The organism is Ruminococcus sp. J1101004sp1_RTP21198st1_B9_RTP21198_201120 (assembly GCF_040924245.1).
GTDB lineage: Bacteria > Bacillota > Clostridia > Lachnospirales > Lachnospiraceae > Blautia_A > Blautia_A faecis.
Genome location: NZ_JBCOMI010000001.1, coordinates 175,042 through 187,479 on the forward strand (window position 1 = coordinate 175,042; position 12,438 = coordinate 187,479).

A 12,438-nucleotide genomic window follows, 5' to 3' on the forward strand; every position below is an offset into this window, starting at 1 on the left:
AAAAAGGCAGAAAAAGGGGACTGGCAGGATGAGTCTGGGAATTGAAGAGGATAATAAAAAAACAGACGAACCGGATATTGATATCCATATTATTCCGGATACGGTCAAAACAGGAAACTACCAGAAACGGTCATTTACATGGTATATGGAAAAACCGTCTGCAAAGGATTATTTTCTGACAGTTTTTATATTTGCAGTATGTACTTTGATTGGTCTGCTGTTTCAGAAGCTGGATTTCACGGACACGAATATTGTAACCATATACATTCTGGGGGTTTTGCTTACTTCCATTGTGACAGATGGTTATCTATGCAGTGTAGCCGGTTCTTTCTTAAGTGTCTTTTTATTTTGCTTTTTTCTGACAGAACCAAGGATGTCTTTTCAGACCTATGCAGTGGGTTATCCGGTGACCTTTCTCATAATGCTAATTTCATCCGTACTTACAGGGGCACTTGCGGCAAAGCTGAAAACACATGCAAAGCTTTCTGCACAGCTTGCTTTTCGTACACAGATTTTGTTTGATACAGACCGTTTGCTGCAGAAAGCAAAAGGAGAGATAGAGATTCTTGATGTTACCTGTACACAGCTCCTTCGCCTGCTGAATCGTAATATTACAGCATATGTAGTAGAAAATGGAGCATTATCAGAAGGGAAGCTTTTCTCTGGAGAGGAAAAAGAGGACGCGGAAGATTTTTTAACACCTGAAGAACTGAAGATAGCCAGATGGGCCTATGAAAACAGACAGCGTGCCGGTGCATCCACACATCATTTTCCACAGGCCAAATGCTTATATCTGGCAATCCGGAGCGGGAACAATGTTTATGGAGTAATAGGAATACCGCTGCAGAAAGAAACACTGGACTCTTTTGAATACAGTATCCTGCTGTCCGTGATAAATGAATGTGCACTTGCAATGGAAAACGCACAAAATGCCATGGAAAAAGAGAAAAATGCAGTGATAGCAAAAAACGAACAGTTGCGGGCAGATCTTCTTCGGGCAATTTCCCATGATCTTCGAACTCCCCTTTGCTCCATTTCAGGCAATGCAGACATGCTTCTTAGCAACAGTGAACGGCTGGATGAAGCTACAAAGCATCAGATCTATACGGACATTTATGATGATTCTGAATGGCTGATCGGAGTTGTGGAGAATCTGCTTTCCATTACCAGGCTAAATGATGGAAGACTGAAATTCAAATTTACAGATCAGCTGCTTGATGAGGTGATCGCAGAGGCTCTGCGGCATATCAGCCGGAAGCATGACGATTATAAAATCGTAACTGACTGTGAAGAACTTGTTCTTGCACGTATGGATGTCCGCCTTATTATACAGGTTCTGGTAAATTTAATTGACAATGCCATAAAATATACGCCGCCAGGTACTGTAATCAGCATCCGGGGAACTAAAACAGATGGAAAAGCGCAGATAAGCGTGGAGGATAATGGACCTGGGATTCCGGAAGAAATGAAGCCGCATATTTTCCAGATGTTTTATACCGGCAAAACAACAGTTGCGGATAGTCACCGAAGTCTGGGACTGGGGCTGGCGCTTTGTCACTCTATTATAGAATCCCATGACGGAACCCTGATTCTGACGGACCATGATCCCCATGGATGTAATTTTACTTTTACTTTACCTTTAAGTGAGGTGACATTGAATGAATAAAACATTAATTCTGGTGGTTGAGGATGACAGACCTATAAGAAATCTGATCATTACGACGCTAAAAACACATGACTATAAATATCTGGCAGCAGAGAATGGTTCTTCGGCCATTCTGGAAGCTTCCTCTCATCATCCGGATATTGTTCTTCTTGATCTCGGGCTTCCAGATATGGAAGGGGTAGAGGTAATAAAGAAAATCCGTACCTGGTCGAACATGCCGATTATTGTGATCAGTGCCAGAAGTGAGGATACAGATAAAATTGAAGCACTGGACGCTGGTGCAGATGATTATATTACAAAACCGTTTTCCGTGGAGGAATTGCTTGCGCGTATTCGTGTTACGCAAAGGAGACTTGCAATAACGCAGACCGGAGAACAGCAGGAAACCTCTGTTTTTAAAAATGGTGAATTAGAGATCGATTATTCGGCTGGCTGTGCATATCTGAAGGGTGAAGAATTACATCTGACTCCTATTGAGTATAAGCTGCTCTGCCTTTTATCCCGTAATGTGGGAAAAGTATTGACACATACATTTATTACCCAGCAGATCTGGGGACAGTGTTCTGAAAATGATATTGCTTCCCTCCGCGTTTTTATGGCAACACTTCGAAAAAAACTGGAACCAGAAAAAAATGGTGTGCAATATATCCAGACGCATATTGGAATCGGATATCGTATGATCAGAATTGAAAGCAATAGTCTGGCCAGGTAATTATTTCCTTAAAAATCATTCTTGAATTACCTTCCTGTTTGTGATAAAATGCCTATTTGCATAAAAACGGGAGGTGCTATATGACATTTTATCAGGAACTTCAGTTGAATCAGGCAGGTTCAAAAGACCTGCTGAAAAAAAGTGAGACCGCAAAAGAAAAAATCTATCATCTGTTTGTATATATGGCGAAGGTAGCGGTCACAATGGCGTTTTGTTTTTTATTTGTTACTATTTTCAGCATTCTGCTTGGAAATGAGAACAGTATTGTAGGTGTCGTTGTCTTATTATGTCTTATGGTATTTCGAAATGCCGATCTCGGAATCCATACCGGACAGTCTACCATACTTCTGGCTTTGTTTTTCGCAGTTATGACTGTGTGTCCACATCTGGCAAATCAGCTTTCCCCGGTACCGGGAATGCTGTTAAATATTGCTGCATTGGCAGTGCTGATTCTGTTCGGCTGTCATAATCCATTTATGTTTAATCAGTCCACACTCGTTCTTGGATATCTGTTGCTGTATGGATATGACGTAACAGGGAAAAGCTATGAGATGAGACTGGTGGGAATGGCAGCAGGAGCTGTACTTACCTGTCTGGTATTTTATCGGAATCACAGAAACCGGGTTTATAAAAGAAAGATACAGGATGTACTGCAGGAATTTGATCTCTCTTCTTCCAGGACAAAATGGCAGTTATGCCAGATCCTGTGTGTACCGGCTGTACTTTGTATTGCAGAGCTTTTTAAAATGCCACGTGCAATGTGGGCAGGTATTGCAGCTATGTCAGCGATCTTACCGTTTATGGAAGACATGCAGTACAGAGTGAAGAAAAGAATTGTGGGAAATATTGCAGGAGTTCTTTGTTTTACAGCATTGTATTTCCTGCTTCCGTCATCCATCTATGCATACATAGGAATCCTTGGTGGAATCGGTGTGGGATTTTCTGCAAAATATGGCTGGCAGGCTGTATTTAATACATTTGGCGCTTTGGCTATCGCTGCAGAGAGTTATGGATTAAAGGGTGCAGTCAGCCTCAGAGTGATTCAGAATGTATTTGGTGTTGTTTTTGCTCTGGTATTTTGCGCTGTGTTTTATTGGGGTATGTCAAAAAAAATGGCAGGAGAAAACTGATATAAGTAGCCATTTGGTTGGATGCAATTCTGACTGAATGGCTTATTTTTATGCAATAGAAAATATAAAATTTCAAAAATATATACGCTGAAATCAGCCTATTGCAGTATACGAAATCTCAATAACGTGGTATAGTTAGCTTAAATAGGCTTTTTAGAAAACATGCCGTATTTCATATGGCTTCCTGTAGAGCATTGCATCCGCGGTACCTATGGTTGGGAAATCAGGGAGGAGATTGCAGAGCTTCTGGAATCTGGTCCCATTGATAAACCTACCTTTGGAAGCCATTTTTGCCGGAAGTGCCAATCATTGTAGATTCGCTCTGTTGCGCAGGAGTAACGCCAGAGAGTCATGAACTGGCTCTGGAAGCCATGAAAGCGTGTCAGATCAAGGTTATTTAAGCAATCATGATATCTGGGAAAGGTGATATTATGCATTATATTAGAATTACAAAAGAAAACATTGACAAGGAACATATCTGCTGTGCTATGTCAGGAAAAAACAGTATCGTAAAAAAAGAGTGGTTAAAACAGCGTTTTGAAGAAGGACTGGTTTTTTATCGGAGTGCAGAGCGCGGAAAGTGTTTTATTGAATATATTCCTGCAGAAAATGCATGGGTGCCCATTGATGCAGACGGATATATATATATTAACTGCTTATGGGTTTCCGGTTCCATGAAGGGACACGGCTATTCCAATGATTTGCTGAATGAATGCATTCGTGATGCAAAAGAACAAGGGAAAAAGGGAATCTGTATTCTGTCTTCAGAAGGGCGAAAGAAAGAATTTCTGGCAGACCCGAAGTATTTAAAATTTAAGGGATTTTCTGTTGCAGATACTTCGGACTGCGGAATCACTCTTATGTATTTACCATTTGACACAGATACTGAGCCGCCAAAATTCAAAGAATGTGCAAGACACCCGAAAGTAGAAGAGGAAGGATTTGTTCTTTACTATACAGATCAATGTCCCTTTACCTGTTACTGGGTGCCCCGTGTGGCGGAAGTGGCAAAAGAACACAATATTTCTTTCAGGGTAATTCATGTTACAAGCAGAGAAGCCGCACAGAACGTTCCTGCACCGGTGACAACGTATGCACTATTCAGAGATGGAAGATTTCTGACACAGGGAATACAGTCTGATAAAAAATTTCTGGCTCTTGTAGGCCGGGAATCTGATAGAAAATGAATCGGGATTATTAAGGAGAGAAAAAATATGGTAAAAATTATTTCAGACAGTACCTGCGACCTTTCGCAGGAATTATTGAGAAAATATGATATTGACATTCTTCCGCTTCATATTCTTCTGGGTGATAAGGAATATGAGGATGGAAAAAACATTACCCCGGATCAGATTTATACCTGGTCTGACGCAAATAAGACAACGCCTAAAACTTCTGCTCCTGCCCTGGCAGATGCCATGGAACTTTTCCGCCCATATGCAGAGGCTGGAAGGGAAATTGTCTGCTTTTCTATTTCAGCAGGTATGTCCACCTCTGGAAATGTGATGCGCCTTGCTGCTGAAGAGCTGGGGGCTTCTGACAGGATAAAGGTAATCGATTCTGCAAATCTTTCTACAGGTATCGATCTTCTTGTAATAGAGGCTGCAATTATGGCAAAGAATAACCGGACAGCTTCCCAGATTGTTTCTGAGATAGAGAGGCTAAAGCCAAATGTGCGAGCAAGCTTTGTGGTTGATACCCTCACCTATTTATACCGCGGTGGACGCTGCAATGCAGTAGCGGCTATGGCCGGAGGTATTTTAAAACTGCATCCCAGGATTGTAGTAGAAAATGGCGCCATGAATGCTTCTAAGAAATACCGGGGGAAAATTAATTCTGTTATCATGGACTATGTTAAAGATATGGAAAAAGATTTAAAAAATGCGAGACCAGAACGTGTATTCATAACACATTCTGGCTGTAAACAGGAAACTGTAGAGAAAGTGCGGGCTTATCTGGAAGAGCTTGGCGTTTTTGATGAGATATTGGAAACCAGGGCAGGTGGTGTTATATCAAGTCATTGTGGACCTGGCACATTAGGTGTGTTGTATATTGCAAAATCGTAAAGCATGCCCCCCTTTTTATAAAACTGCACAGTATAGTTTTTCATTTGGCTTTGTAATTGTTATTCATCCCTGACACACTTCCATAAATTGCTCAGCTCGCTTTTTTCCTGGCTTTTGATAAATTCATCAACCCCAATCATGGCAGTATCACCAAAATCATCAAAAGCGCTTGCAGGAGTCTTACAGAAAACAAATCGGATACTTGAAACATCGTAATTTGGTGATTCGTCGAAGTGCAATGCAACATCCTTTGCTCGCCGAAGGCTGTTGATTGCTTCTTCTTTTTTACACAGCGACAGCAGAACATCCGCTCGCAGTGCCCAAAGAAATGCTTCGCTTTTGTCCATATATCCCTGTTTTTCGGGATCTTTTAGCCCGGGATAAAAGGCAAGAGCCCAATCCACAAGAGCTAGAGCATTTGCATAATCTTTTGTCTTACAGAAAACATTCATATATCCCACCACAATTTCAAAGTGCGTCACAGTTAAATCTAATAATGCCCTCGATAAAAAGGGAAGTGCTCCCTCCGGATCATTGCAAGAGGACGCAAGCACCATTCCAATCGAAGAGTGATTCAGCCGACATGGATTGTTCTCTTTCAATAATGCAATTCCTTTGTCATATTCCCCAAGCGCAAAATGGATTTCAGCCATTTCCCTGCGAACAGAAACATCACTTATCTCCGGATCTTTGTTTTGTCCGATCAGTATACATGCACGTTCACAAAGGGAAAGCGCCTTTTTTGAATAAGCAGCATTCTTTTGCGTCAGTCCTCTTAAACGGTAGATTCTGGCACTGTAATAAACAACATCAAAACAATTCGGATAACACTGTAATGCCTTTTCAACATCAGAAAAAACATCCTCAGTATCTCTGTCGTGAGAATACTGCTTCAGCCTTGTAATTACAGTTTCTCTGTTATTGTTTCTAAACTGGTATCCGATAAGCGCATCGATAGACACCTCAAACAGATCTGCCATCTCCGCAATCAGGTTTAATTCCGGCGTCGCCACACCCCGTTCCCATTTTGAGACAGATGCAAAGGTAACGCCTAAAGCTTCCGCTAACTGCTCCTGTGTCATAGCGTGTTCTTTTCGCAACTTGCTTATATTTGCAGAAAGTGATAATTTCATCTTTGGTACCTCCCTTTTTCTTTATATCTATATTTTACTGCAAATTTGCAAATAAGGAAGGTATCAAGAGTACAATTAGTTTAGTTTTTTTTGGACTGTTAGTTTAGCATTTGCATAGTCAGCTTATCATAATTATTCATGCGAAAATGAATTATTGGGGGATATTTTTGTTTTCTATGCGTCTAATAGATGTAAAGAAAAAGCTGGCCGGCATGAAAAAGAGGTGGTATTTAAATGACAAAAGAACAACTGGGAAATCTGATCCTGGATTCGGAAAGACAATTATACTCAACTGCAAAAACAATCTTATTCAGTGACCAGGACTGTGCAGATGCTATCCAGGAGACAATTGTAAAAGCTTTTTCCAAAATAGACACATTAAAAAACGATAAATATGCCCGTACCTGGTTGATCCGAATTTTGATCAACGAATGTTACAACCTCGTACGTAAGTCCAGTAAGTTTATTTCGTTTGAAGATCTGGAGGACAGACTGGAAATGGAATCAGAAAAGTCAAAGGATTACAGCGAATTGTATGCCGCTGTAAATTCCTTAAAAGAGGAGCTGCGTTTGCCCGTTATTTTGTATTACATAGAAGATTTCAGCGTAAGAGAAATCGCCCAGATCCTTGAAATATCGGAAGGTGCTGTTCAGAAGAGACTTGCAAGGGCAAGGGGAAAATTAAGGCAGGAATTGCAGGAGGTGCTGGTATGAGATTAGAAGATATGAAAAGCGATATTCCCGAAACACCGGATTTTATCCATAAAATGATTCAAAATGAGGTTGCAAAGCAGATACAGGATACAAAGGTGATGAATCTTCAAAGAAGAAAAACATGGACGATTCCCAAAATCGCAGCTGTAGCAGCTGCTTGTACGCTGGCAGTTTCCACAGCAGCATATGCAGGTGTAAATCTGTATCACTGGTTTCTGGAGAAGCAGGGCGCTTATGGTGTAGCGGTTAAAATTGATGCCGATAGCATGGCAAAGGAAACCATGCTTCCAGATGAGGTTCCAGAGGTAAATCTGTTTGCCAGATACATTCCAAAAGGCATGAGCTGGAATGACGAGTATCATCTTCAGTATCCGGAACATGAACAGACCGGCGGGTTTAGCTTTGCATCTGTTCTGTTGGATAAAAATGATCTGGGACAGGTTGTGCAGGATCAGAATGTTATTGATAGCGAGGAGCGTACATTTGGAGAATATCAGGGAGTATACCTAAAGTATAATAGCATCGCCAAAAGTGGAACTTTTAACCAGAGAATTTACCTTGTCTGCCCGGATTTATACCGTGTGATTATGATCTACATAGGAGATGACGTATCAAAAGAGGATGCCATAAAGGTGGCTGAGAATCTGGTGATTACGGGAAACACAACTATGGTAAAAACTGCCGGGATGCCTACCTGGAGTGAAGACATGATAGCTGAAAAGATAGAAAATGATGATGATGAAATAATCACTTCTGTAAATGAGAAGGAGCTGCCTGTTTACCAGATCGGTGACACCTTTGATCTGAATGCGACTGGGGAAGACACAAATGGTGAGTATCTGACGAAAACCATTTCTGCAAAGGTGGATTCCATCCAGATCGCAGATGACCTTCAGCTTCTTGAGCCTGACAAAATACCGGAGGAATGGACAGAAGCAATTGGGGCTGATGGAAAACTGTCTGCAAATACATTGAATTATGTAAAATCTGGTGATGGAATCAATTCCCTGGATGAGATTGTGAAGTCAGAAGCTGTGAACCAGAAACTGGTTTATGCCACAGTGACCTATACAAACAATTCAGATGAGGAAATCGACCATATGCTTTATCTTGGTGCTTTGCTAACCATGACAAAGGAAAATGGAAGAGTACAGATTTACGTTCCAACGGAACAGTCCGGCGATGGCTATGACCGCATCACCTGGGATGGCATGGCAAAGACCGGAGAAATGGTTTATTATAATGTCTCTGAAAATTATGGCAATGGCGGAAACTACATTTCCTCTATAAAGCCAGATGAAAGCGTGCAGCTGAACATGGCCTGGATCGTAAATGAAAATGACCTGGAAAATCTGTATCTTAATGTAACCGGTGATGGAGCCTCGTATGAGTTTTCTGAAAATATACTAAAAAATGGACTTGTAGATATTCGCAAATAATAGTTTAAATATGTAAAAAACGAAGCAAATTAACCATTTCCGGCAGTCAACAGCTGTCGTGTTAAAAGTCCCGGAATGTCAGTAATGTGGATTCCGGGACTTTTGGATAAAAACTAAAAAATGGTTGTCTCACGTTTAATTAGAGTGGGTAGTACTGTTTTGTGAATGGGGGTCTCCATAATAGCTGGGCGACGCTTTTTACGGTTTTTCATCTGCATGACGAGGATATCCATGGCTTCTTTAGTAAGAACATCGATTTGCTGATGTATCGTGCTGAATGGTATAAGGTATTCTGACGCAATCGGTGAATCGTCAAAACCAACAACCTGATAGGTTGGAGGTAATTCTCCGTATTTCTTTAGAACCAAATTTAAAAAAATAGATGCCAAAGGATCCTGACGCAGGACTTTCACTTATTCGAATCTATGATCAACTGGAAAATTATATTGGAAAAGAACTTTACTTTGTGATAGAAAACGGAAATGAAACAGGCTTTTCTTTTATCAATGTGGATGATTTCAGGACTTCTATGACGGAAAAAGAAGTGATTGCTCTTCAGAATGAAACAATGGCTGCGCTTATAACAATGGAGGATCCGTATAAGGAATACATTGTTTCCAGCTATAAAGAAGAGGAAATCATACCTTTCGGAAGAACGATTTGTTTTGATCTTAACGGTGGGGAGGGAATATGCCCTGCTCCGATACGAAGTTATGATGCCAAAGCAATCAGGCTACCGGATGGGACAAGTATGAATCGAGCAAATCATATATTGCTGGGCTGGGCAGAAACACGAAATACCAATGTAATTGATCCTGCCACCAATGAAGATGCTTACGCACAAATAATTTATATGCCAGGTAGTTCATATCCGATTCAGGATAAAGATGTTACATTGTATGCAGTTTAGGCACAAAACAGTGGAACGCTGATGGAAGATATTACGATTGCGGTAAGAAATGCTGGCAAGGTACCCTCAGAACCCGCCATTTAAATAGCGTTTTTCGAAATCAGAAATGAAATCGAGAAACGCTTCTTATTTCCGCAATTTTGCTTCGTCCTGTAAATTTCAGTGTACCTATTCTTTTGGGTCAGATCATATCGTAAAGGAAAATTATTGGATTAAACATAATTTTACTGGCTGTAATGATAGTGACAATGAAATTCTTTTACTATATTCTGATAATGTAAAGATTGCATAATATTGATTGTGGAAAGGGGGCAGCAGAATGAAGAAAAGGATATTGACTGTGGTGATTGCAATCGCAATACTGGCAGGAATTGCGGTACCGGTAAGGGCAGAAGAAACTGTTCCGGAAGAAGCCGTGGAGTGCCTGACAGAGATGCCTTATGAAGCATTACCGGAAGAAGAGTTTGAGTTTGATGAAGCAAGCAGAACGATTACTGCGTATATCGGAACATCTGTGGATGTTATTATACCGCGTACGATTGGTGGTGTGCCGGTAGAAAATATTTCTTATAATGCTTTTGAATGTGCAAGAGATTATGTGCATTCGGATATGGCAACCAATCAGAAAGAAGGCGAGTGGCTGCCAATGCGCTGTCTGATTCTGCCGGAGACATTGAAGTCTATAGAGGACAGTGCTTTTACCCACTGCCATGATCTGGAAACTGTGATTTGTTATGCACCTCTGGAAAATACGAATAAAGGTTTATTTGAGGAATGTAAGGGATTGAAAACAGTGATTTTTGTGAATGGGGTTGGAGAGATGGATAATTACCTGTTTAATTACTGTAAGAATTTGAAGACCGTATGGTGGAAGGGAAAGGTAAACAGAATCGGGGTACAGTGTTTTGGAGCTACAGGTTTGGAGCAGTTCTGTGTGAATGCGAAGAATATTGACAGTTGTGCATTTATCGGATGTGAAGATTTGAAGGAAATACACATTCGCAGCGGAGTTGAGAATCTTAATATGACAGCATTTGCAATGCTGACAGGAATCGAAACAATTTGTCTGGAAGGGATTGATCCAGATGTAATGGAAGCAGACTGGGTGAACTTACAGAACAGCACAGTTACTATCATGGTGCCAGAGGATACTACTGATGAACAGCTGCAGCTTGTGACTCAGAAGTTTGCCAGTGCATATATAATTGTAAATAAATCCCAGGTACAGAAGGACAGCTGCCAGCTGTCGGATGATCCAATGCCGGATATTGATGGCATAGTTGGTGAATATGGTATTTAACCGAATCAAGTAGCGAAGCGGACCTGGAATGTCCGCTTGACAGGAAAATCTGATTAACCGTCAAGGTACATTGATATTGTATGCATGAAAAGATCCCAGTAAAGTGGAGGCGTTTTAGCCATTCGCTTTGCAAAGGGATCTTTTTCTGATTTGCATACTCAAATGTCTGCAAAAACAGGTTATTTTGATCCGAAGAATATAGAATAGTTAAGCTATATATGATAATATAAAGACATCATACACATAGGAGCTTCGATAATTTGAACACAGGTCACGAAGCGACTGCGTTCATGAGCAAGTAGCAAAGCGGACCTGGAATGTCCGCTTTACTTTATCAGAAAGGAAAACAAATGAGAAAAGCAATCGTATATGCATCTGTGCATCATGGAAATACAGAAAAATTAGTAAAGCGCATAGCAGACGAGTGTCAGTTCAGTTTAATTGATGCTGTAAAGTAGCCAAATGCAGATCTGAGCAGCTATGATATGATTGGTTTTGCATCGGGAATCTATTTTTCGAAATTTCATCAATCATTATTGGGATTTGCGGAGAAAAACTTACCAGACAACAAAAAGGTATTTCTGATTTGTACTTATGGTGGAAATGCGAACTATAAATCCATAGAGCAGATTTTGAGTAAGAAGCATTCTAAGGTGATCGGAAAATTCGGATGCAAGGGTTATGACACATTTGGTCCATTTAAACTGGTTGGTGGAATTGCAAAAGGGCATCCAGATGATGAAGATATTAAAAATGCAGTTGAGTTTGTAAGAGGATGCCAGATAAAACATTGTTGATGGTATCTCCTTATTTTGGAAATAGAAATATTGTGATTGGCGAGGGAAAATGCGGATAAATCAATCTGTTAAAAGGAGAGCGAAAATGATGATCAGAGACGCAAAAGAAAAAGACATTCCGAGAATTCTAGAGTTATTAAAACAGGTGCTGCAAATTCATGCAGATATAAGACCTGATATTTTTATTCCGGGTACAACAAAATATACCATAGACGAATTGAGAGAGATTTTGAAGAATAAAGAAACACCAATATATGTTGCAGTAAATGAGGCTGATGTTTGCGTAGGGTATGCATTTTGTCAATTACGGGAGCAGCCTTTTTCAAACAATATGGTTCCATTTAAATCTCTTTTTATTGATGATCTGTGTATTGATCAGGAAGCACGAGGGCAGCATATTGGTGAAAGCCTGTTTGAATATGTAAAAAACGAAGCAAAGCAACTGGGCTGCTATGAAGTGACATTGAATGTATGGACAGGAAATACTTCAGCAGAAAAGTTTTATGAGAAAATGGGAATGCGAACAAAAGAAAGACAAATGGAATACATATTATAAAAAAACAATGTGGTT

Annotated in this window: 13 protein-coding genes and 1 pseudogene; 12 read left to right on the forward strand and 2 right to left on the reverse strand. The window is 40.4% G+C overall.

Annotated elements, in window-relative coordinates; all coding sequences use genetic code 11:
- Positions 1–28 precede the first annotated feature (28 nt).
- The 6 genes and pseudogenes from AB5618_RS00760 (at position 29) to AB5618_RS00785 (ending at position 5,574) form a co-directional block, all read left to right on the forward strand.
- Positions 29–1,666 (forward strand): ATP-binding protein, encoded by a 1,638-nt coding sequence (locus tag AB5618_RS00760; protein ID WP_243879963.1) that lies wholly within the window; start codon positions 29–31, stop codon positions 1,664–1,666.
- Positions 1,659–2,378, forward strand: coding sequence for a response regulator (locus tag AB5618_RS00765; protein ID WP_118578082.1), 720 nt, complete (start codon positions 1,659–1,661; stop codon positions 2,376–2,378). The genes AB5618_RS00760 and AB5618_RS00765 overlap by 8 nt, the downstream gene beginning before the upstream one ends.
- Positions 2,379–2,458: 80 nt before the next feature.
- The gene (locus AB5618_RS00770) at positions 2,459–3,508 is read left to right on the forward strand and encodes an FUSC family protein (protein WP_173735589.1); all 1,050 of its coding nucleotides are present in this window, start codon (positions 2,459–2,461) and stop codon (positions 3,506–3,508) included.
- 180 nt (positions 3,509–3,688) lie between these two features.
- A pseudogene (locus AB5618_RS00775) lies at positions 3,689–3,909 on the forward strand (amidase); the annotation flags it as partial.
- 30 nt (positions 3,910–3,939) lie between these two features.
- Positions 3,940–4,695, forward strand: coding sequence for an N-acetyltransferase (locus tag AB5618_RS00780; protein WP_148462030.1), 756 nt, complete (start codon positions 3,940–3,942; stop codon positions 4,693–4,695).
- A 27-nt stretch (positions 4,696–4,722) separates the two neighbouring features.
- Complete coding sequence (locus AB5618_RS00785; protein ID WP_368366421.1) at positions 4,723–5,574, forward strand: DegV family protein; 852 nt, start codon at positions 4,723–4,725, stop codon at positions 5,572–5,574.
- A 59-nt stretch (positions 5,575–5,633) separates the two neighbouring features.
- Here the strand turns inward: AB5618_RS00785 and AB5618_RS00790 are convergent, their stop codons facing one another.
- The gene (locus AB5618_RS00790) at positions 5,634–6,707 is read right to left on the reverse strand and encodes a helix-turn-helix transcriptional regulator (RefSeq protein ID WP_148462032.1); all 1,074 of its coding nucleotides are present in this window, start codon (positions 6,705–6,707) and stop codon (positions 5,634–5,636) included.
- A 234-nt stretch (positions 6,708–6,941) separates the two neighbouring features.
- Here AB5618_RS00790 and AB5618_RS00795 point away from each other — a divergent pair, with 234 nt between their 5' ends.
- Together AB5618_RS00795 and AB5618_RS00800 are read left to right on the forward strand one after the other, a co-directional pair.
- A complete protein-coding gene (locus tag AB5618_RS00795) occupies positions 6,942–7,421 on the forward strand; it encodes a sigma-70 family RNA polymerase sigma factor (protein ID WP_118578087.1) in 480 nt (159 codons plus the stop codon).
- On the forward strand, positions 7,418–8,860 hold the full coding sequence (locus AB5618_RS00800; RefSeq protein WP_148462034.1) for a hypothetical protein: 1,443 nt from the start codon (positions 7,418–7,420) through the stop codon (positions 8,858–8,860). The genes AB5618_RS00795 and AB5618_RS00800 overlap by 4 nt, the downstream gene beginning before the upstream one ends.
- Before the next feature lie 113 nt (positions 8,861–8,973).
- Here AB5618_RS00800 and AB5618_RS00805 read toward each other — a convergent pair whose 3' ends face one another.
- Positions 8,974–9,273 carry a substrate-binding domain-containing protein gene (locus tag AB5618_RS00805; RefSeq protein ID WP_148462035.1) on the reverse strand — a complete coding sequence of 100 codons (300 nt, stop codon included), beginning with the start codon at positions 9,271–9,273 and terminating at the stop codon, positions 8,974–8,976.
- Between AB5618_RS00805 and AB5618_RS00810 the strand changes: the two genes are divergently transcribed.
- From AB5618_RS00810 to AB5618_RS00825, 4 genes are all read left to right on the forward strand, one after another.
- On the forward strand, positions 9,243–9,770 hold the full coding sequence (locus AB5618_RS00810; protein WP_173735592.1) for a hypothetical protein: 528 nt from the start codon (positions 9,243–9,245) through the stop codon (positions 9,768–9,770). The two genes, AB5618_RS00805 and AB5618_RS00810, sit on opposite strands and share 31 nt — an antisense overlap.
- Before the next feature lie 319 nt (positions 9,771–10,089).
- Positions 10,090–11,070: a leucine-rich repeat domain-containing protein gene (locus AB5618_RS00815; RefSeq protein WP_118578089.1), complete on the forward strand. Its 981-nt coding sequence runs from the start codon at positions 10,090–10,092 to the stop codon at positions 11,068–11,070.
- 485 nt (positions 11,071–11,555) lie between these two features.
- Positions 11,556–11,867 carry a hypothetical protein gene (locus AB5618_RS00820; RefSeq protein WP_330602357.1) on the forward strand — a complete coding sequence of 104 codons (312 nt, stop codon included), beginning with the start codon at positions 11,556–11,558 and terminating at the stop codon, positions 11,865–11,867.
- An 85-nt stretch (positions 11,868–11,952) separates the two neighbouring features.
- Positions 11,953–12,423, forward strand: coding sequence for a GNAT family N-acetyltransferase (locus tag AB5618_RS00825; protein ID WP_148462037.1), 471 nt, complete (start codon positions 11,953–11,955; stop codon positions 12,421–12,423).
- The last annotated feature ends 15 nt before the right edge of the window (positions 12,424–12,438 follow it).